Source organism: Nitrospira sp., from assembly GCA_037045225.1.
Classification (GTDB): domain Bacteria; phylum Nitrospirota; class Nitrospiria; order Nitrospirales; family Nitrospiraceae; genus Nitrospira_A.
The window spans coordinates 2,421,554-2,442,392 of the sequence record JBAOHZ010000009.1 but is presented as its reverse complement, the minus strand read 5'-3'; the positions used below and the strand labels follow the sequence as shown (position 1 = coordinate 2,442,392).

At 60.6% G+C, this 20,839-nt stretch carries 17 protein-coding genes; 16 read left to right on the top strand and 1 reads right to left on the bottom strand.

What is annotated here, in order from left to right; genetic code table 11:
* Positions 1-112: 112 nt before the first annotated feature.
* The gene (locus V9G17_12250; GenBank protein ID MEI2753364.1) at positions 113-934 is read left to right on the top strand and encodes a YihY/virulence factor BrkB family protein; all 822 of its coding nucleotides are present in this window, start codon (positions 113-115) and stop codon (positions 932-934) included.
* 128 nt (positions 935-1,062) lie between these two features.
* Here the strand turns inward: V9G17_12250 and V9G17_12245 are convergent, their stop codons facing one another.
* Positions 1,063-2,232, bottom strand: coding sequence for a site-2 protease family protein (locus tag V9G17_12245; protein ID MEI2753363.1), 1,170 nt, complete (start codon positions 2,230-2,232; stop codon positions 1,063-1,065).
* Between the two features lie 72 nt (positions 2,233-2,304).
* Between V9G17_12245 and V9G17_12240 the strand changes: the two genes are divergently transcribed.
* From V9G17_12240 to V9G17_12170, 15 genes are all read left to right on the top strand, one after another.
* Positions 2,305-3,027 (top strand): polysaccharide deacetylase family protein, encoded by a 723-nt coding sequence (locus V9G17_12240; GenBank protein ID MEI2753362.1) that lies wholly within the window; start codon positions 2,305-2,307, stop codon positions 3,025-3,027.
* Positions 2,994-3,485, top strand: a complete 492-nt coding sequence (locus V9G17_12235) for a GNAT family N-acetyltransferase (GenBank protein MEI2753361.1) — start codon at positions 2,994-2,996, stop codon at positions 3,483-3,485. Before V9G17_12240 ends, V9G17_12235 begins: the two co-directional genes overlap by 34 nt.
* 90 nt (positions 3,486-3,575) lie before the next feature.
* Positions 3,576-3,974: a VOC family protein gene (locus V9G17_12230; GenBank protein MEI2753360.1), complete on the top strand. Its 399-nt coding sequence runs from the start codon at positions 3,576-3,578 to the stop codon at positions 3,972-3,974.
* A gap of 184 nt (positions 3,975-4,158) precedes the next feature.
* A complete protein-coding gene (dapF, locus tag V9G17_12225) occupies positions 4,159-5,028 on the top strand; it encodes a diaminopimelate epimerase (GenBank protein MEI2753359.1) in 870 nt (289 codons plus the stop codon).
* A 79-nt stretch (positions 5,029-5,107) separates the two neighbouring features.
* Positions 5,108-6,916, top strand: a complete 1,809-nt coding sequence (uvrC, locus tag V9G17_12220) for an excinuclease ABC subunit UvrC (GenBank protein MEI2753358.1) — start codon at positions 5,108-5,110, stop codon at positions 6,914-6,916.
* A gap of 313 nt (positions 6,917-7,229) precedes the next feature.
* On the top strand, positions 7,230-7,862 hold the full coding sequence (locus V9G17_12215) for a hypothetical protein (GenBank protein ID MEI2753357.1): 633 nt from the start codon (positions 7,230-7,232) through the stop codon (positions 7,860-7,862).
* A gap of 35 nt (positions 7,863-7,897) precedes the next feature.
* On the top strand, positions 7,898-8,608 hold the full coding sequence (locus V9G17_12210; GenBank protein MEI2753356.1) for a hypothetical protein: 711 nt from the start codon (positions 7,898-7,900) through the stop codon (positions 8,606-8,608).
* A gap of 10 nt (positions 8,609-8,618) precedes the next feature.
* Entirely contained in the window at positions 8,619-9,140 is a 522-nt protein-coding gene (locus V9G17_12205) for a hypothetical protein (protein MEI2753355.1), read from the top strand.
* Between the two features lie 5 nt (positions 9,141-9,145).
* Entirely contained in the window at positions 9,146-9,931 is a 786-nt protein-coding gene (locus V9G17_12200; protein MEI2753354.1) for a hypothetical protein, read from the top strand.
* 18 nt (positions 9,932-9,949) lie between these two features.
* On the top strand, positions 9,950-10,930 hold the full coding sequence (locus V9G17_12195) for a hypothetical protein (protein MEI2753353.1): 981 nt from the start codon (positions 9,950-9,952) through the stop codon (positions 10,928-10,930).
* A 253-nt stretch (positions 10,931-11,183) separates the two neighbouring features.
* The gene (locus V9G17_12190; GenBank protein ID MEI2753352.1) at positions 11,184-11,981 is read left to right on the top strand and encodes a LuxR C-terminal-related transcriptional regulator; all 798 of its coding nucleotides are present in this window, start codon (positions 11,184-11,186) and stop codon (positions 11,979-11,981) included.
* A 221-nt stretch (positions 11,982-12,202) separates the two neighbouring features.
* The gene (locus tag V9G17_12185; protein ID MEI2753351.1) at positions 12,203-13,474 is read left to right on the top strand and encodes a hypothetical protein; all 1,272 of its coding nucleotides are present in this window, start codon (positions 12,203-12,205) and stop codon (positions 13,472-13,474) included.
* A gap of 41 nt (positions 13,475-13,515) precedes the next feature.
* Entirely contained in the window at positions 13,516-14,841 is a 1,326-nt protein-coding gene (locus V9G17_12180; GenBank protein ID MEI2753350.1) for a beta-ketoacyl-[acyl-carrier-protein] synthase family protein, read from the top strand.
* A gap of 245 nt (positions 14,842-15,086) precedes the next feature.
* Positions 15,087-15,743 carry a response regulator transcription factor gene (locus V9G17_12175; GenBank protein MEI2753349.1) on the top strand — a complete coding sequence of 219 codons (657 nt, stop codon included), beginning with the start codon at positions 15,087-15,089 and terminating at the stop codon, positions 15,741-15,743.
* A gap of 104 nt (positions 15,744-15,847) precedes the next feature.
* Positions 15,848-20,680: a PAS domain S-box protein gene (locus tag V9G17_12170; protein ID MEI2753348.1), complete on the top strand. Its 4,833-nt coding sequence runs from the start codon at positions 15,848-15,850 to the stop codon at positions 20,678-20,680.
* Positions 20,681-20,839 lie beyond the last annotated feature (159 nt).

Genomic DNA, 20,839 nt, shown 5'->3' with positions numbered 1-20,839 from the left:
CGGTGGCGTCCGCACTTCTGCGACGACGTTGCACCGGCCTTCCTCACAACGCGCTCCGCACCGGACTCGGCCATCTGGCGTAGCTCACCGAGTCCACACCGCCCAGGGTTGCATGACTAACTTGTCGCTTCTCTCCAACGTGTTCGATACATTTCGACGGCGAGGCTGTCTCAGCTTGGCCGCCTCGCTGGCCTTCTTCTCCCTGCTATCTCTCTTTCCCATGGTCTTTCTATTGCTGTACGGCATCAGCTTCATCGTGAGCCAGGATGTCATCGGCTATCAGTTTTTGCTGGGATTCTTGAAAGGCTTTCTTCCCAGCATGGGTGAACGCCTCGCCAGGGATATTCGCCGCGTGGCGGAACAGGAAGAGGTCCGATGGGCGGTGTTTCTCGCCTTCGGCTGGTTCGGCGCACTGGTCTTCTATGAACTAGACTATGCCATGAACACGGTGTTCGGCACGGCAGCCAAGCGGCATCCGTTGATTTCAACGCTCGTGGCCGTCGCCTTGATTTGGATGCTGGGATTTTTAACCCTCATCTCGTTCGTCGCCACCCAGGCCATCGAACTGCTGACGACCTATGCGCCAAGCCTGTTCGGGATCAACCTAGTCGCCATCGCCGCCCATGATTTCCTGATCGCCTATTCGCTCCCATTCCTGCTCGCCTTCGCCGCGGTGACGTGTCTCTATCGATTTCTTCCGCATCAGCGCCCCACGTGGCAAGAGGCGACGATCGGAGGCGCGGTGTTCAGCCTCTTGTGGGTCTCCGCCAAAGCCCTGTTCGTGACCTATCTCGAAGATGCCGCCGTCTACACGCAACTCTACGGGTCATTGCTCGAAGTGGTGCTCCTCATGCTCTGGGTCTACTATTCCTCTGCGCTGGTGCTCCTCGGCGCCGTCGTGACGCACGAGTGCCAATGCCGACGAGCCGCTTGACGCAGTCTCCGATCCAGCCGCATCGCTAGCCCGGATCATTCAGGACTGCCGTCGCAAAGGTCGAACGAGAAAAACCCCGCCGGGCGGGAGGATCGGACGACGAAGCAGGGATTGATGAATAGTCCGGGCTAGGAGGATTCCATGCCGGAGGGATGTCGCTGCTCAATGAAATGTCCAATGGCGGCGCGCGTTACCAGGCCCAGCAGTTGCCCGTCTTGAACGACCACGAGCCGTTCAGCCCCCGTCGCTAACATCTGCTCCAACGCCTGTATCGCCGAGAGGTCCGGCGACACCACCATGTCATCGCTGGATGGTTGCATGATATCGGCTACGCGGCGCAACGCCCAGAGGGAATTGCTCACCTGCTGCACATCGCGCACTCCCACGACACCGACCAGTCGGCCGTCCTGCACCACGGGAAATCCTCCGTAGCCGTAGGGGAGAAAATACTGGTTCACGGCCTCTTCCACTGTGCTGTCCGGGGATACGGCGACGACATGGCTGACCATCAGCTCGCGAACCGGCACCGAGGCCAGCGACGCGCGAATGGCGGCCTGCTTCCGACTCCCGCGCGCAGCGGCGAACAAAAAGGCCCCCAACAACACGATCCAGCCCCCACTGCTCGCCAGAGCGCCGGAGACGGTGCCGGACAGGGCTCCGACGAGGAGGAACGCTCCGAAGAGACCGAAACTGATCCCGAACAGCAAGCCCACGAATGCCGCCTGACTCGTCGCGCGGTAATAATCCTTGCTCCAGGCCCACAACCCCGCCCGCAAGGCTCGACCGCCGTCCAACGGAAAACCCGGCAACAGATTAAATAAGCCCAATTGAGTGTTCACCATCCCGAGCAACGTCCCCAATGCCACCAACCCGTGCATAGAGGTTCCGGTTGGAAATGTTTCCAGCAACGAGACCAGCCCGATGCACACACCCGCGAGCAGAAAACTCACAATTGGACCGGCAATTGCGATCAAGAACTCAGCCCGGGGATGCGGTGGCTCCTTTCGCATCTGGGCCACGCCGCCGAAGATAAACAATGTGATCTGACTGATGGGGATACGATAACGAAGCGCCACCAGGGAATGGCCGAGCTCATGCAGCAGGACGGACGCAAACAGGAGAATGGCCGCCACACTGCCCATGGCCCAGTACCGCGGTTCGCTGAGACCGGGCAGCACGTCCGGTAAATAGCCCGTAGCTAACGACCAAGTCACAAAGAAAAAGACCAACAGCCAGGAGGCATGCACGTGGATGGGAATCCCGAACATTCGACCGATTTTCCAGTCTGGACCTTGCATGCGTTCACCGTAGCAGCCACTCGGACAGAGCGTCAACTATCGCCGTGTCGTGCCTTCGGGTATACTGCGCCCATGCGTCGCAATCAGGCCTGGATCAAAGTTTCGGCGATCTGCGCAATGGCACTCGCCCTGCAGGCGGCTCCCCTGGAGGCGCAGGTCATCAAGTCCGGGCCGGCTTCGTGCCCCGCCGTGGCCCTCACCTATGATCTATGCCCCGTGCGCACGGCCTCCGGATTCGACCGGGAGCTGATCGACTTCCTGATCGAGCACAAGGTGCCGGCGACGTTTTTCATGTCCGGTCGTTGGATGGCCAAACACGACGCCGAGGTCAAGCAACTGCTCGCCGTGCCGTTTTTCGAAATCGGGACCCATGGCGAAGTACATGCCCATCTGCCGATGCACGACGTCGAAGCACAGAAACAGGAAATTATGGGGCCGGTTCGCCTGCTCAAGATCAGATACGGACATCCGGCCATCCTGTTCCGGCCGCCCTATGGGGAATATAACGACGACACGGTAGAAGCCGTACAAGCCCTGGGACAGAAGTTCATCCTGTGGAACATCGAGTCCGGGGATCCCGACCCGACGCTGGCGGCAGAGGCAATCGTGACCCGCGTGCAGAAACGAATGAAGCCGGGCAGTGTGATCGTCATGCATGCCAACGGAAAGGGCAAACACACCCGCGAAGTCACCGAAACTCTGGCCGCCACCCTGTTGCCGGCCAAGGGCCTGACCCCGATGACCGTATCGGACCTCTTACGATGCCACCAATCGACAGCAACCCCCACACCCTAATTCGCGACATGCGGGCGGAGGATCGCGACTCGGTGGTCGGGATTTTGACCAGCTCCGATCCCTGGAAACAGCTCGGCTTCACCGCCGTCGACTGGAACCGTATCTTTGCGCCACTGCCCGCAGGACGCGATACGTTTGTGCTGGAGATCGAGGGACAGGTGGTGGGCATCGCCATCGTGCGCAGGAAATTCCTGTTCGGCGATTACCTGGAATTACTCGGGATCGCGCCGTCGGCCATCGGCCAGGGACTGGGACGTCGCTTATTGTCCCACGTCGAATCACTCACCTTCGCACGGGCCAAGAACATGTTCGCGTGCGTCTCGGACTTCAACGACGCCGCCCGGGCCTTCTACCGAAAGCAGGGGTATAAGGAAATCGGTCCCATGCCGAATTTTCTGATCCCCGGTTACGCGGAAATTCTGCTGCGAAAAACGGCCGGGCCGGCGAGAAAGAGCTAATGGCCGATAGCCTATGGGCAGAGAACATAACAGCACGGCTCATTTCTTCTCTTGCCATCAGCTAGACGCCATCTGCTATAAGCTCCTCGTATGAAAGTCACAAAACTCCTCCATACCCGCATGCGCGTCAGCGACATGGATCAGACGATCCGCTTCTATCAGCACGTATTGGGCCTGGAAGTGCTGGAGCGCAAGGTCTCGCCGCGCGGGTCGCACCTCGCCTTCCTCAAAGTCCCCAACAGTGAAGAACTCATCGAACTGTGCAGCTTTCCCGCCAGTGGACCGGTGACGGTGCAGGAAGATCTGGTGCATCTCGCCTTTCAGGTCGAGAATCTCGACGAGACGATCCGGTCGCTGGAATCAAAACAGGTGAAGATCACCGACGGTCCGACCAACACATCCTCCGGCAGTCGCTTCATTTTCATCGATGCGCCGGACGGCTACGAAGTGGAACTCATCGAGCGCCCACCGGGGACAGCGCTCGTGTAAGCGCTGTTCTTCGTCGCTCGTGAAGCGTCGCTCGTCGTTCGACAGTGAGCGATGTGCACCGCTCATTGCTCCCTCCCGGCCAATTGTCTGCGCATGCCAACCCATTGACGAATTCTAATCCACCCAAGTATTGTTCCTTCGCTTCACGTTTTACGAGCGGCACACGACAAGAAGGAGCGCGCAGATGAAGAACGGGTTTTTTCGCGGACACGGACTCGGCAACGACTATGTGGTGATGGACCCCACGGAACTGACATTTAAACTCACCCCCGGTAAAATCCGCGGCATCTGCGATCGCCACTGGGGACTGGGCAGCGACGGGATCTTGGCGCTGGTTCCATCAAAAAAAGCCGACTTCGGCCTGCGGATCTACAATCCCGACGGCAGCGAAGCTGAAAAGTCTGGCAATGGCCTGCGCATTTTCGCCCGCTACCTGCATGCCACCGGAAAAACCAAGAAGCGAACCTTCACCGTCGAAACCAAGGGGGGATTGGTCTCCATTGCCCTCCATCTCGACCGCCACGGCGACGCGGCAGCCGCGACCGTCGAGATGGGACGGGCCACCTTCCAACCGGGCGCCCTCCCCTGCACGGCCACCGTCGATGAACTGATCCAGCAGCCCATCGAAGCCGCCGGGCGGTCGTTGCAATTCACCGGTGTCAGCGTCGGCAATCCCCACTGCGTGATTTTCAAACAGTCTGGCGAAACCTGGACCAGGGAGGACCTCCTCACACTAGGGCCTGCGCTCGAACACCATTCCCTCTTCCCGAAGCGGACCAACGTCCAACTTGCGGTGCCCACCGGCCCGAAAGAAATCTTTATTCTGATCTGGGAACGCGGCGCCGGTGAAACGCAGGCCTCCGGATCGTCCTCCTGCGCCGCCGCCAGCGCCGCCGTTCGTCTTGGACTGGTGAAGGGACCGGTCACAGTGAAGATGCCCGGCGGCACGCTCAACATCGAAGTCGCCCAGGACTTCAGCCTCACGATGAAAGGCCCGGTCGCAGAGGTCGCCCGAGGCGCTCTGAGTCCGTCGTTTGTGCGCGGACTCAAATAACTTCTCGTCAACCGTCAATGGTCACTCGTGAGGAAATACAGGAACCCTTCCTGTTATCCTTACGCCTGATGGATGACCTATGACGACAGACGTGCTCCAATCCAAGCTCGATCACCTGCCCGGGCAACCGGGCTGCTACCTCTTTCGGAACGCGAAGCGGGAGATCCTCTACGTCGGAAAAGCCGCCGTGTTGGCGGACCGGGTCCGCTCCTACTTCCAGAGAGGCAGCGACCAGACACCAAAGACTGCTCTGCTCGTCAACGAGATTGCCGACCTCGAAACCATCGTCACTCGCTCCGAGCTGGAAGCCCTGATCCTCGAAAGCAATCTGATCAAGCGCCACCGGCCGCGCTTCAATATCGTCCTGCGTGACGACAAGCAGTACCCCTATCTGCGCCTGCCGATCAAAGAACACTTTCCACGCCTCTCCATCGTCCGGCGGGTGCAAAAAGACGGAGCGCTCTACTACGGTCCTTACACCCCGGCCGGGGCGCTCCGCGAAACACTGAAGGTGATCCGCAAAGCGTTTCCGTTGGCCACCTGCGAAATCGAGATCGACGGCCGGGCCGACCGGGCCTGCATCGAGTTCGAGATCAAACGCTGCATGGCTCCCTGCACCGGCAACCAGTCGCGGGACGAATACCATCAGATCGTCAAACAGGTCCGCCAGTTTCTCGAAGGACGGGACCGGGAACTCCTGGACAGCCTGCGTCAGGACATGGAACTCGCCGCAGAGCGGGAAGCGTTTGAGGAGGCGGCCCGGTTGCGCGACCGACTCTTTAGTGTCGAACGCACGTTGGAAAAACAACGCATCACCCAGATCAGCACGACCGACCAAGATGTGATCGGACTGGCCCGTCAGGGCACCGCCGCAGATCTCCAACTCCTGTTCGTGCGCGGCGGCCTGTTGATCGGGCGAAAAGATTTTTTCTGGCCCCAATCCGCCGATTCGAACGACGAGGAACTTGTCCGGTCCGCCATCGAGCAGTTCTACAATAAAGAAGGACAACCGCCCAAGGAACTGTTGGTCCCCACGACACTCGACGAAGCCCCGCTGATCGAGCAGTGGTTGAGCGAAAAACGTGGGGACAGCGTGCGCCTCCTGGCGCCGGAACGGGGTACCAAGCATCAACTGGTTCTCCTCGCAGAAGAAAACGCGGGAGCCGCCATTGCCGATCATCTCCGCAATGAGGCGCTGGACCGACAGGCGACGGCTGAGCTCAAACGCCTGCTTCGCCTCGACACGGCCCCTCGCCGGATTGAAGGCTTCGACATTTCGAACATCCTGGGCAATCAATCGGTCGCCTCGCTGGTCGTCTGGGAGGACGGGCAGGCCAAGAAATCCGACTATCGCAAATTCAGGATTCAGACAGTGGAGGGAGCCAACGACTTTGCGAGCATGCAGGAAGCCGTGATGCGGCGGTACGGCGCGACCGAAGATCTCGCCCGTCCGGACCTGATTCTCATCGATGGCGGGTTAGGCCAGTTGAGCGCCGCGCTCGAAGGATTGAAACAGGTCGGACAGGACCAGATTCCGATCATGGGCCTCGCCAAGGCCCGCGGGGAGAAAGAAGAACGGATTTTTCTCCCCGGCCGGAAAAACCCCATCGTCCTGCGGCCGACCTCCCCGGCTACCCACCTGGTCCAGCGCATTCGCGACGAAGCCCATCGCTTCGCCCTGACCTATCACCGGAATTTGCGCGGCAAGGCCTTGCTGTCATCCGAACTGGACCAGATCGCCGGCATCGGCACCATTCGCCGCAAGCGGCTTTTGAAGCAATTCGGCAGCCTCCAACGGGTCGCCACCGCCACCGACGATGAACTCCGGTCCGCCGGCCTCGATGTCTCCACCGTCGCTGCCCTACGTAAAGCCCTCACCCCGTCCTAGCCCACATTATTCATGAGCGCTTCGGCTGCAATCGCCGATCCGCTGCTGCGACGCGCCGTCATGAGTAATGCGGGCTAACGCAATACCGAGAGAGACTTCGCATAAACTGTATTGGGTTCGATACACCCGTATCTGAATAGGTACGCTCGATCCGCCGCACCGGCGATGCCTCACAGTGGAACAGGCACACTTTCTCTTCGAATATTGGGTTTTTGCGACTCGTTCGACAGCGGAGCAATTGCTGCTTGCCAGGTACGTAGTTTGCGTCTCTCTCCGGGCATCCGACTTAAGACGCTAATGGGGAGGCATCCCGATGAGGATGTTGCGCATCGTTCACATACTGATCTTCGCCTCGCTCGCCGCCTGCACCACCCCGCCGGAGGTCAAGCAGGCGCTGGTGGCCAAGGATCAGGGCTATACCGAAAATGAACAGCTCATGCAGCAGTATCGGGAGCTGGTCGGCAATATCAACAGCCGCCATGTGCAGTGGTTCCGCTATGTCCAGACTCGTCTCAAGCTGGATCTGGCCTTGCAATGGGCCACGACCAATCCCCGGCTGACCGACATCCCGGACGCCACCCTCGCCGACGACGATGCCGAGGTGCTGGGTCCCGATGTCCTGGCTGTGATCAATGCCATGCGCCTCAAATCTCTTCCCGAACGCAAGGGCGCGAACGGGCAGCCTGTTTTTCTCGCCGGCTCCGGGGACATGAGTCATCTCATCCAGCAAATTCCCGAATTAATCTCGCGGATCGAGCAGCGCGTGGCCTCCGATTCCAAGGCCCCGCAGGCTCTCGATCTCACTGCGTTCGACCAGTACCGGAATAATGTCGAAGCGCTACGCCGGATCAACGGCATCATCAAACAGTACCTGGACATCGACGTCACCCTCAGCCGGAACGACACCCAGTCGCTTGCCGACGCGCTCCGCACGGTGCGCCGATGATCCGCCGCACAGCCGGCCGGAAGAAGGAGCCCTCCATGGTCACGCGAGGCGTGAGGCTACTGTCCGTCGTCATACTGTTCCTCATGGCCACCGGTTGCCACTCGATCCACAGCCGTTCGGTGCGCGACCTCATTCAACTGGAAGGCACCAAGATCGACGCCGCGCAGACCAACATCGACCTCTTCCAGAAGGAAACCGAGGCCCGCATCAAGTTCCTCGAACAGGCGCGCAGTTCGCTGCACGAGAGCTTCAAATCACTCCAGATACAGGAAACCAAACACCGGTTCGCCCTGGCCTCCTTCCGGAACCTGACCACAAAGAAGGGAGACTCCGCCTACGCGGCAGCCTACCTCACCAGCCTCATCTACATGGCCGATGCCCAGGGACTCGAGAAGGCGGTCTGGAATCAATTTGAGGAAGACTTTTGCGGCCTCCGCGATACGGCCAATGCCCTCAACGACTCATGGAAACGGACGGCGACGCTGCATGCCCAGGTGCATCGATTTGCCAAGCAAACCGCCTTCGCATCCGTCGATCCTGAGTTCGTCACGGCCGTCCTTGATCAGGCCCCCAACCGGTCCGGCCAGATCATGGAGATCCTAGATCACTCGCGAACCGTGAACGATGCCCTGGAAGAAGTCGTCGGCGCGCGAATTTTGCGCATCGGCGGACTGGATCGTGCCCAGCTGTTCACCGCCGACCTGGTGGAACTCCTCGATCGATTGAAGAAGGACGACGGACAGTAACGGAGGCTCTATGAACCGCAGCATCGAGGGGGTGGTCACTTTCCTCCAAGACAACGACAGTCTGATCAAGCAGCTGATGGAAACCGCCGAAAGCGCCACCAATGAAATCGAACAACTGGCCGATCGCGTGGGCAACGCCCGCGAGGAAGCGCAAGTGCTGGTCGATCAGTTGGGGGCGGTGGAGTTCAGTGTCGGCCGCCAGGACGATACAAAGGTCCGGCAAGCAGCCCTGCTGGAGGCCGTCGCCGCCCTGCGGAAGAAGTTTGAGACCTACAAGAACGACCCGCTGCGACGAGGCATCTATGCCGCGGAGATCTCCAATCTGTACCTGCAACTGGCCAACACCTTCAATAACGAGACAGTGGCCCAAATCGTCCCCTTCGGCGCCGACGAAATCAGCGGCTATAAAGACTTGATGAAGAAGGCCGTGCTGGATGCCGCGTCGCGAAAAAAACGCGCTGCCGTCATTAAAGCGGGCGTGCAGATTTCGCGTTTGGCACTTGGCGTGGCCGGCAAACTGGCATTGGTGTGAGAGGTATGGGAACTCGACCGGTCATGCGGACATCCGCCGCGTTGATGCTGCTCCTTCTCGCCACAGGCTGCAGTCTCGATGCCGCCTCACGCGGCCCCTTCGGTCCGGACGATCCGGAAACCGCCGTGCCAAAGAAGCCACTGCCCGCACAGCTCCCGACCAGACATGTCCTGGAATTCTCATCCGATGAATCCCCCGAGCATATCAAGCCCAAGATGGCCGGAAGCGCACTCGATGCCGGTGTCTCCCGCTCACCCAATCGGGAGGCGGTGCTCTCAGCTGCCGACATTGCGGGACTGCGAAAGGTCGCGGAAACGGATCCTCGAGTCGCGGCCCTCCTCGGTGAACGATGGGGATTCATTGACGCGGATCGAGTACCACCGAGGGGGAAGGTGTCGTTCGGCTGCTGTCGGACAACCGCGCGATTCACCAGACTCACCTACTTCAGCTACAGCCATAACGTCGCCGTCCACGTGCACATGAAAGATTCGACCATTCTGGAAGCCTCGCGAGCGGAAGGGTATCTACCCCCCGAAGGCCCCCGGGATATCCAACGGGGCATCGAGCTGGCTCGCGCCGACCGCCGTCTCGCCGACAAGGTGCAAGGGATGCAAGGACACGGGCTGTTGATGCAGCCGGATCGCGGTTTCTTCAGAAACGACCCTGGGTATGGACATCGAGTGATTTGGATCACCTTCTCCCCTGGTCTGGGCGGCGACCCCAAATACTGGGCACAAGTCGATCTCACGGAAGACCGTGTGCTGGATGCAGGAAATGAACCGCCCCGTTAGGCGGTGAAAGGATACGGGATGAGACGCCTCGCGGTGAGTGCCTTGTTACTGCTCTGCACCCTCGCGCTGCCGCTACCCGGCTCGGCCGACACAGCATCGGAGCATGTCGAGTGGGGTGCGTGGAGTTTCGACTACGAAGTCCGGGACAATACCGGGTTGGCCCTTCGCAACGTCACCTACGGCGGAGAACAGGTGCTGGCCAAAGCCAGCATGCCGGTCCTGCGCGTGAAATACGTGAAGGAACGCATCTGGTGGAACCCCTTTACCTGGTTCGGCTCCCGCGCCGACAGCGGACGCTGCGGCCCCTTTCAAGATCGACTGCGCTGGCAGGATCTCGTCCCGATTGTGAACTGCGGCGACCAGAAGGTCTGCGTCGAAAGCTCGACGGTGAAAGGCATGAAGTGGCTGGAACTGGGCATCTATGCCCGAATCGGGGAGTATCACATTTACCAATCCTGGCATCTGTCCGAAGACGGTGAATTGCGGCCGGTCGTCCAGAGCCGGGGGTTATCCTGCAATACCGATCACGTCCACCATCCCTATTGGCGCTTCGATTTCGACATCAACGGCAACGGAATGGATCAGGTATTTGTGCGCGACGATGGGGGCCCGGACAGCGGCTGGGGGCCGGGATGGAAAAAATATACCAATGAACGCAATGACGTGAAACATACGGCCACTCACCGGGCCTGGTTTATCCGCGACCAACTCACAGGACATGGGGTATGGGTGTTACCCGGAGACGGCTACGCGCCCCTGAAAGACGACGGAGAACGCGATTCCTTCGCCGACCTCGACGTGGCCATTCGCCGGGCCAATGCGGACGAAGATCTCTCATGGGTCTTCGGAGCCCGGGGCCAGCTCGGTTATGACGAGGACAACCAGGGCGTCCAGGAACAGGATGTGGTGTTCTGGTACGTAGCCCATCTGCCGCACATGGCCGCCCTCGGCCCCACGAAGTGGCTGACGCTCGGGCCGACCCTGAAGATTCACCGCTAGCTTGACGGCATTCGAGCCTCCCGCTGGCTCCATGTCAATTTTCAAGACCCTCCTCTTCCCCGTTGCGGTTCAAACCTTAAGCACTCTATACTAGGTGCAGGTTGCCCTAGATACCGGGCTCAAGCGGACAGTACAATCAGCCTGTTTCATCAGGGCACAGCTGTCTCACTATGAACCACGTCCGCGCTTCTGAATCTTCATGGCCTCGGGTGCTCCCACTCGCACCCGGCCCCGCTGATCGGGAAGAATCGGCATGAGTCAGCCAGCATTTTCCGCCAAGGAATTTCAACGGCTCGGCGAAATCATGCATGATGCACGCTCCGTCGATCGCAGCGACAGGGTGTGGCAACTCGTCTCGGCCGTGCAGAAAGTGATTCCCTACGAATTCTCCGGATGCGGCGCCGTCGATCTCCTGCGTGGGATCGATCCTTCACTGGGGCATTCCACCTACCCGCGGGAATTCTGTCATCTGTATATGGGCCAAGGATTAGCGGTCGATCCAGCCGTCAACCGCCTCATCACCTCGGGTCAGACCGTGACCTCCAGCGCCGATGAACCGACCGCCAACGAGCCCAAGGAGATTATCTCGCTGAAACTCGACTTCGGCATCAAGACCTGCCTGTCGGCCGGAGTGCGTGGAGCGAATGGATCCTGTTCCTACTTCGCCTTCAGTAATTTTGATGCGAAACAAGCCGATAAACTCCGGCTCCTGCTCGACATTCTGACCCCGCATTTTCACCTGAGTTATATGCGATGCCACTCCGCGTGGAATCCGGAGCGATCTGCCCCGCCGCCGACCCTACTGAGCAAACGGGAAGAAGAAATTCTCCGATGGGTGGCGGCAGGCAAGACCAATTGGGAAATCTCCGTCATTCTGAAAGTCAGTTTGAACACCGTCAAATTTCATCTCAAGAACGTCTTTCAGAAAATCGGGGTCGAAAATCGATGGAGCGCCATTGCCTATTGGCAAACCGGCGAACAACATCGCATCGTTCCATCCGCACCGCCCAGTGACGACCGTCCGCCCGCCGGCGCCAGCACACCCGACTAAATCGCTCGATGCATGCCGACTCGCGCTCCGCCCCGTCCGTCACCGGTTGACCGACGCCGGGTAGGGCGATCGCCTACCCCGATGGGTAGGTGACGCCAGATCACGCCTCTCGTACAGTCGTCCCACACAACGTCATGCCGCGCGTGACGTACCAGCACCACCCTCATTCACACACCCGGCCGGGGCCATCCTGCCCTAGGATGCCGGGAAGGAGAGGCCCTATGAAGCAGCTTGCCGCACAACCTGCAGCAATGGACGCCACATGTACTCTGCTCGACCTCCTGCAACAACGCAAGACGCGCCGTTTCGGCCGCGGCATGACCCTGCCCGGCGGCCCGCTTCAATACACGAGTCAACATGATCCCCTCCCGCTGAGCCGGGAAGAAGAACGATATCTGATCTATGCGGCCATCGGCCGATCCGGGCGCAACCTAGGCGACATGCAGTTTGTCGGCCGCCCGGGCGCGAGCGCCGGACAGGGCCACGCATTAATGAACTTCAAGAGCCGCACGGTTCCCAGCCCCTGCTCCGCGCAGAGCACGCAACTCTTTTACACCAACGATGACGGTGTGTTTTTTGTCGCCGACGCGGCCGGCCCCGACCATCCCTGGGATCTGGAGGTTGTGCAACTCCAATCGTCCCGGCTGGAGATCCCGCGCGAAGCCCCGTTCATGCTGCCGTTCAATCAGTGGTATACGAACCGCCCCGGCACAACACTGTTCATGCCCGTCACCAATATCGCGCTCCTGTATCTGAATCTCCTGCTGACGATGTTCAGCGAAGACACGGGATACTTCATCGTCGATACGGACAACGGCAACGCCGCCTGCGGCCTCGATGCCTTCCGCAAGAGCGCGGGCGGGCACCTGCACGACAATCTCGCCTCGCGAAAAATGTTCAGCCTGCGGGAACTCGATGCCGGCATTTGCGAAACCGCCGTTCAAGAGCAGGGCATCATCTGCGAACATCTCTCGCTGATGCAGCAGGCCCTGGGACTGGGCGGCGGCATCCAGAGCGTGGGCAGCGGCCGTCACCTTCTCGGGATGGAACCGCACATCTACCCCGGCCTCGGCTTCCACTTCGTCGTCCCGCCGGGCAAACCCCTGCGCGCCAATCCGGTCGGCATTCCACAGGTGTGGGAAGGCCCCACCCCGCCGTTCATGCCGTCGATGAAGGATGCCGTGACCAGCCTGGTCGCCAGCAAGTTCGGGCCGAACGGCACCTACGGAAAGCCCAGCGAGCAGCCTTGGACCAATCCCAAAGCAGCTCAGCAGGTGCCGCAGCATTCCGAGCGCGCCATCGACGCGACCATCGCGTTTGCCGACTACGTGCTCGGCACCTACGGACGGTTCCCGGCGCACGCCGATGCCTGCAAGTCCATCGTGGCCTGTCAAACCCATCACCTGGACGAAGAGTTCTATGCGACGTTTTATCCCGATTCCACGTTACCGGACGCGCATCGCGAGCACATGCATATGTGGCACAGCCACTGACGACACACATTTTCACGCTCCCCGGAGCACAGGAGGGCACCATGACACCACAGACCTCTCGTCGAGTCGTCATTACCGGAATGGGAGTGATTTCCCCGTTGGGTTGTACCGTCGATCTGTTCTGGCATCTATTGAGCAAGGGTGAGAGCGCCGTCAAACCGGTCAGCTCGTTCGATACCTCACCGTTCCAAGCCTGCCTCGCGGCGGAGGTGCGGGACTTCGACCCCGAAGATTTCCTGCATCGCAAGCAGGCGCGTCGTATGGGGCGCGCCACCCAGTTCGCCGTCGCCTCCGCCATGATGGCAGCCCGCGATTCCGGCGTCGAGCTGGAACAGGAAGATCGCGGGTCCATCGGCATCAGCATCGGCACCTCCATCGGCGGCATGAAGGAAGCGTTCGAGTTCCACGATGCGGCCAAACTCAACGCCTATGAGCGCGTCAATCCATTCACCATGGGGATGACCTTCCCGAATGCGATTTCGTCGGAAGTGGCCATCGTGCTCGGGCTGCACGGCCCCTGCGAGACGTACTCGATCGGCTGCTCCTCGACGGCCAATGCCATCGGCCGCGCCTACGAATGGATCAAGTCGGGACAATCGTCGCTCGTGGTGGCCGGCGGGACCGAAGCGCCGCTCCACCCGAGCGTCTACGCCGCCATGAACGCCGGGCGCGCGCTGGCGCCGGACGAACGCGGGGCCATTCGCAACCTTCCCCGTCCCTTCGACAAAACCCGATGCGGCATGGTGTTGGGCGAAGGCGCCGGCTGCCTCATCTTGGAAGACTATGAGCACGCGCGCGCCCGCGGCGCCAAGATGTATGCCGAGCTGGAAGGATGGGGCTTTACCTGTGATGCCCATTCCATGGTGAAGGCGGACCACACGGGACACGAGCAGCAACGGGCGGCCAGGCTGGCTCTCTCGACGGCCCATTGGTTCCCGGAGGAAGTGGACTACGTGAACGCCTGCGGGCTCGGCACCATGGAGTTAGATGCGCTCGAAACGAACACGGTCAAACAGGTCCTGGGGGACCACGCGTATCGGGTTCCCGTCAGTTCGTTCAAAGCGGCACTCGGCCACGCCTTCGCCGCCAGCGGCGCCTTCCAAGTCATCGGCACCGCGAAGGCCATGGAGCACCAGTTCATCCCACCCACGCTGAACCTGACGACGCCGGATCCGACATGCGATCTGGACTATGTCTCGGGGCAGGGGCGGGCGGCGCATCTCGATCGTGCCTTGATCAACAGCTTTGGATTCGGCGGCAAGAATATCGTGCTCGCGCTGTCGCGCGTGAATGCCGGCATCGCCACCACCAACCCGATGGCTGCGTCGCCGGGCTACAGCATGACCCATCTGGCGGGAGTCTCGTAGGCCCGCACCATGAGCAACCTGAGCCAGAAGACATCGCGTATCGAATGCGCGGCCGTGTGCGCGGGTCGACCTCTGACAGGCCGGCCCGCCGCAGGGTCGTTCGATCGCGGCTTCCCTCCGGTTCGAACAGGATGGACGCCGATCATCATCCGACGGGCCCCCCTTATCGAAGGGCACCCGCCGCCTCGGCACAGACAGAGAAACGGTTCACCAGTCATCCATCCACATCTAGTTGAGAGTCGAACATGAATGAATTACAGAACACTCCGGCGCGCGTGTTCATCATCAATCCTCAGGAATTGGTCAGAGTCGGCATGCGAACGCTGCTGAATTCCGTACCGGACTTTATGGTGGTCGGTGAGGCCTCGTCGAAGGAAGAGGCGCTCCCCTTGGTGCTCCACCACAAACCCGACATCGTCGTGCTCGATCTGCGCGTGCAGGACGGCACGGGTATCGAAACGGCCAAAGACATCCTCGCGCATCTTCCGGAAACGCGCGTGCTCTTTCTGGCCGATGCGCTCAACGATTCCACCCTGCTCTCCGCCGTCGCGACAGGCGCCCACGGGTATGTCCTCCAGGAGGCCGGGGCGGATACCCTGCTGCACGCCATGCGCAGCCTGACCAAGGGTCAATCCTACCTGGACCCGGGGGTCACCCGTCACACGTTTGCCTACCTCCGCAAAGTTGCCGATCGGGAGCCCGAACGGGGCCGTCATCTGCTGTCGCCGCAAGAGCGACGCCTCCTCCCCCTTATTGCACAAGGAAAAACGAACAAGGAAATCGCCGCCGAGCTCGGGCTGAGCGATAAAACAGTCAAAAACTACCTGGCCAACGTGTATTCGAAACTTCACCTGAGCAGGAGGTCTCAAGCCGCCGCCTTTTACTTAAAAACCATTCCCTGACGCCGGATCGCCTGACGCACGATGGTGCGGTGCTCAAGTTCCTCCTCCCGCCGACCGACAGAGTATCGACGCCTACGCTCTGCCTTTGCGGAATCGCCTGTAGCATGCACCATCTGCGATCGTTCCAACTCCGAGACATGACCGCCTGCGGCGCGGCGTTGCGCCGGCTCGGCACAGATGCCACCAGCCTTGAGCAAGTCGCCGACCGCCTCGTTCGTCACCTCTACGGATCCTTGACCATGGGCCATCTCCGGGAGCCGGCCTGCAGCCTGGTCCGCCTCTTCAAGACGACACCCTATAGCCGGCTGACACCGGACCTTCGTGCACTGGCTGACGCCCGGCTCGGAGACACGCCCCCGCCCCCCTCTCTGACCTGCCTCACCCTGCTGGCCAGCGCTGGAGCGGTCCCCGGGTGGAATGACCCGGCGCGTTCGAGCCGCTTCCGCGTGATCCCGCTCGACACTCTGGAGGCCGTCGAACGGTTGCCCATGTTCAGCCAGCTCTTCCGACAATTGGGGGTCTCGCTCCCCTCCCTCACACAGCCGGGTCCAAGCGTGTTGCTCGACCAGCACGAACAATCCTTCAACGTCTTTCACATTCCCGAAGCCGAAGGAAGCCCCTACGTCCCGGGACAGGAAGAGTTCGTGCTCAAGTACGGGATCCGGTCGGTCCTGGGATTCGGCGCGCCGCTGCCGGACGGTGAACTGTTTTCCATCATTCTCTTCAGCAAGGACTTTATCCCTGAAAGCACGGCAACCCTCTTCAAACCCCTCGCGCTGTGCGCGCAGATTGCACTGGCGCCCTATGCGACTACGACGGCGGCCTTTCACCCGCACCACACTTCCAAGCCGGAGCAGGCCGGCGGCGACCCAACGCCCGTCCACGACGCGCATCTGCAGGCCAGGATCGCCGACCTCGAACGCCTTCTCGCTGTGCATGAACAGACTGTGGACGAGCAGGCCGACCGGATGGAGCTGATCGTGCAAGGTTCCCAAATGGGCACCTGGGACTGGGAAATCCCCACGGGGCGAGTGACCTTTAACGAACGATGGGCGAGTATGCTCGGCTACCGTCTCGACGAGCTCGAACCCCATGTCCGGACCTGGGAACAATTGGTGCACCCGGATGACCTTCACCAGGTGATGGCGACGGTTTCTTCGCATCTTCGTGGGGAAACGCCCACCTATTCCAGCGAGCATCGCCTGCGAACCAAGTCCGGGGCCTGGTGCTGGGTCTTCGACAGCGGACGCGTGGTCAAGCGGGACACTAAAGGTGCCCCCTTGCGGGCCGCCGGCATCCATCTCGACATTTCCGACCGTAAGGCACTCGAAGCGGCGCAGACACGCGCGCAATGCGACTTGCAGGCCAAACAACAGGCGCTGGATGAGGCCCAGACGCTGGCCCATCTCGGTTCGTGGCACTGGAATATTGCGACCGGTCAGGAAGCATGGTCCGAAGAGCAGTGCCGGATCTTCGGCCATACTCCAGACCAGAGCCTCCCGACCTATGCGACCTTCCTCTCCGCGCTGCATCCGGACGACGTCGAGCGCGTACAGCAAGCGGTCGATGCGGCGCTAAAATACGACTCGCCCTACAACCTCGATTGCCGGATTCGCCGCCCCAACGGCGAAGTCCGGCACATCAATTGCCGCGGAGTCGTCCAGCACGATCCCGACGGACGACCGGTGAGTATGGCTGGCACCGTGCTCGATATCACCAACTACAAACGCGCCGAATTTGCCTGGCGGGACAGCGAAACCAGAATGCGCTCGATCTTCGAGAGCGCGATTGAAGGCATTGTAGTGATCGACGAACGCGGCCGGATCGAAAGCGCCAACACCGCCCTGCTGAATTTACTGGGGTACCAGGCGCACGAACTGATCGGACAAAACATTTCCATACTCATGCCGTCTCCCTATCGTGAACACCACGATGAGCACCTGGCGCACTATCTGATCACCGGGAAGCGGTCGATCATCGGCAGCGGCCGCGACGTTCCGGCTGTACGAAAAGACGGCACTCAGATCGACGTGTATGTGTCGGTCAGCGAAATGCAGATCGGAACGGCGAAAAAGTATACGGGCATGCTCCGTGACATTTCCGAACGGAAGCGCATGGAAGAGACCCTCCGGGAAAGTGAAGAACGCTTCCGGCAATTGGCCGAGCATATCGATGCGGTTTTTTGGCTCACCTCGCACGATAAAAGCGACGTCCTTTACGTCAGTCCAGCCTTCGAAACGATCTGGGAATTTCCCAGAGACCTGCTCTATGCGAATCCGACGTTCTGGCTCGATCACATCCATCCGGAAGACCGTAAACGCGTCGCCACCGCCGTTGCCTGTCAGGCCCATCTCCCCTATGACGAGGAATATCGGATCGTCACGCCAAGCGGACAGATACGGTGGATCCGGGATCGCAGTTTTTCAATCAAGAACGCCAATGGGGAGACCTACCGCATTGCCGGTATCGCCGTCGATATCACCCTGTCCAAACAGATGGAGGCACAGATTCGTGCCAGTGAGCTACGGCATCGCGCGCTCGTGGAATTGTCGCCCCACGCCATCTTCGTGAATTGCGAAGACAAAATCGTGTTTGCCAATCAGGCCTGCGCAAAGTTATTGGGCGCGATCGATCCGTCACAGTTATTCGGAAAGACCGTCCTCGATATTATCCATCCCGAATCGCACCCCAAGGTACGGCAGAGAATCGCGAAAATACGCGACACGAATCAACCGGTCCCGCCCACCGAGGAGCGGTTTGTCGGTCTCGCCGGCTCCATCATCGATGTGGAAGTGGCGGCAGCCCCGATCATGTTCGAGGGAAAACCGGCCATCCAGGTCATTGCCACCGATATCCGGGCTCGCAAAGACCTGGAACGGGCCCTGCTCGCGACCAACCTGCAACTGCACACCATCCTGGCCAGCGCAACCAATGTGTCCATCGTCGCCACCAATACCGAGGGGACGATAACGACCTTCAACACCGGCGCGGAAGAGTTGCTGGGCTATTCTGCCACCGAGATGATCGGGCAACAGTCGCTCACCTTGCTGCACGTGCCCGAGGAAATCGACCGCCATGCCAGGGAACTCAGCGACTTGTATGAGCGCCCGATTCATGGTGTCGCAGCCTTGATCGAGAATGCCAAACGAGGCGGGTTCGATGAACGGGAATGGACCTACCAGAGAAAAGACGGCAGCCGACTGACCGTCCTATTGACTATCACCGCACTCCGGGACAGTGACGGAGTCGTGACCGGATTCCTGGCGATTGGAAAAGACATCACCAGCCGAAAAGCCGCAGAACATGCCCTCGCCCAGGCGCGGGATGAAGCCCTTCGAGCCGCCCAGGCCAAGGCCGACTTCCTCGCCACCATGAGTCATGAAATCCGCACCCCGATGAATGCCATCATCGGCATGACGGGTCTCCTGCTCGATACCGCCCTCACGAAAGAACAACATGAGTTTGCCGACTCGGTCCGCCGTTCGAGCGACGGCTTGCTGACGCTCCTCAACGACATTCTCGATTTCTCCAAAATCGAGGCGGGAAAACTTCATTTCGAAGAACTCCCGTTCGACCTCCGGATGACGGTGGAGGATACGGTGGAGCTGCTCGCGGAACAGGCGCAGAGCAAAGGCCTGGAGTTGATCGGGTTAGTCGATGCCGCCGTGCCGACCGCCGTCGTAGGCGATCCCGGCCGGCTCCGGCAGATCCTGGTGAATCTGGTCGGCAATGCCATCAAGTTCACCGCCGCGGGCGAAGTGTTTCTCCATGTGACGCGTGAGACTCAAGACGGTCTGGACCTCCTGCGGTTTACTATCAAAGATACCGGGATCGGTATTCCGGAAGCAGTGCAGGGACGATTGTTCCACGCCTTCGTGCAAGCCGACAGCTCCACCACCAGGCGTTTCGGTGGTACCGGCTTGGGGCTCGCCATTTGCCAACGACTCGTGAGTCAAATGCATGGCCGGATCGGGGTCGAAAGCCACTCGGGGCAGGGCAGCACGTTCTGGTTCACCGCGCAATTTCCGGAAACGACACTCGCCACTCCCCCGTCGCCCTTTTCCTGGAGCCGGCTTCGTGGCCGAGGTATTCTCCTGGTGGATCATTGCGACACCGTCCGGCAGGCTCTGCGCCAGGAGCTCACGTCGCATGGAATGAATTGCACCGTGGCCCGGAGCGGCCCGGAGGCCGTGGAGCTGGCCCGTGCGGCGGCCGCCGCACACAACCCCTTCGACCTGGCCCTCATCGAATTGCACCTCTCCGACGTGGACGGGTTCGAAACGGCCACCTTGCTGAAACAAGACCCCGCCACCGCCGGCATACGTCTGGTAATTCTCACCACGGTCGGCCGACGGGGCGACGGCCAGACTGCGCGATCCATCGGCATCGACGCCTATCTCACGAAACCGCTCCGTCAGACACAATTGCTCGAATGCCTGTGTCTCTTACTGGACCAACAGGCCACAGCCGGGACGCCGCCGAACGCCGAACCGCCAGCCTTGATCACACGACACACCCTGAGTGAATCCCAGGCAGGACCGAAGCCTCGCCTGCTCCTGGCGGAAGATAATCCCGTGAACCAGAAAGTGGCCTGCAAGATGCTGGAGAAACTCGGCTACCGGGTCGATGTCGCGGGAAACGGACAGGAAGCCGTGGCCGCTCATGAGCGTTCCCGTTATCCGCTGATTTTTATGGATTGCCAGATGCCGGAAGTGGACGGGTTCGAAGCAACCGCACTGATCCGCAAAATGGAAGGCCGGTCGGCCCATACCCCGATCGTCGCTATGACGGCCAACGCCATGCAAGGCGACCGCGAACGCTGCCTGGCCGCCGGGATGGACGACTACATCGCCAAACCGGTCCGCCCCAAAGATCTTCAGACGGTACTCGACACCTGGCTCGGAAACGCCGGCACTGCGACCGGCACCAACGGCTAGCCCGGATTATTCATGCATGCCGTCGCGAGTCGTTTGAGACCGAAGCCCGCCGGGGCTTTTCGCAAGTAAGGCCGACGCAGACGTACTTGCGGTCCGTCGAGGAGGCCGAACGAGAGCAGCCCCGGCGGGCGAGAGGATCGGACGACGGAGCAGGTATTC

Coding starts and splice junctions, on each gene's coding strand:
- V9G17_12215 (MEI2753357.1), top strand. CDS start 7,230: ATGAGGATGTTGCGCATCGTTCACATACTGATCTTCGCCTCGCTCGCC.
- V9G17_12205 (MEI2753355.1), top strand. CDS start 8,619: ATGAACCGCAGCATCGAGGGGGTGGTCACTTTCCTCCAAGACAACGAC.
- V9G17_12175 (MEI2753349.1), top strand. CDS start 15,087: ATGAATGAATTACAGAACACTCCGGCGCGCGTGTTCATCATCAATCCT.
- uvrC (MEI2753358.1), top strand. CDS start 5,108: ATGACGACAGACGTGCTCCAATCCAAGCTCGATCACCTGCCCGGGCAA.
- V9G17_12170 (MEI2753348.1), top strand. CDS start 15,848: ATGCACCATCTGCGATCGTTCCAACTCCGAGACATGACCGCCTGCGGC.
- V9G17_12210 (MEI2753356.1), top strand. CDS start 7,898: ATGGTCACGCGAGGCGTGAGGCTACTGTCCGTCGTCATACTGTTCCTC.
- V9G17_12245 (MEI2753363.1), bottom strand. CDS start 2,232: ATGCAAGGTCCAGACTGGAAAATCGGTCGAATGTTCGGGATTCCCATC.
- V9G17_12200 (MEI2753354.1), top strand. CDS start 9,146: ATGGGAACTCGACCGGTCATGCGGACATCCGCCGCGTTGATGCTGCTC.
- V9G17_12235 (MEI2753361.1), top strand. CDS start 2,994: ATGCCACCAATCGACAGCAACCCCCACACCCTAATTCGCGACATGCGG.
- dapF (MEI2753359.1), top strand. CDS start 4,159: ATGAAGAACGGGTTTTTTCGCGGACACGGACTCGGCAACGACTATGTG.
- V9G17_12240 (MEI2753362.1), top strand. CDS start 2,305: ATGCGTCGCAATCAGGCCTGGATCAAAGTTTCGGCGATCTGCGCAATG.
- V9G17_12180 (MEI2753350.1), top strand. CDS start 13,516: ATGACACCACAGACCTCTCGTCGAGTCGTCATTACCGGAATGGGAGTG.
- V9G17_12185 (MEI2753351.1), top strand. CDS start 12,203: ATGAAGCAGCTTGCCGCACAACCTGCAGCAATGGACGCCACATGTACT.
- V9G17_12195 (MEI2753353.1), top strand. CDS start 9,950: ATGAGACGCCTCGCGGTGAGTGCCTTGTTACTGCTCTGCACCCTCGCG.
- V9G17_12190 (MEI2753352.1), top strand. CDS start 11,184: ATGAGTCAGCCAGCATTTTCCGCCAAGGAATTTCAACGGCTCGGCGAA.
- V9G17_12250 (MEI2753364.1), top strand. CDS start 113: ATGACTAACTTGTCGCTTCTCTCCAACGTGTTCGATACATTTCGACGG.
- V9G17_12230 (MEI2753360.1), top strand. CDS start 3,576: ATGAAAGTCACAAAACTCCTCCATACCCGCATGCGCGTCAGCGACATG.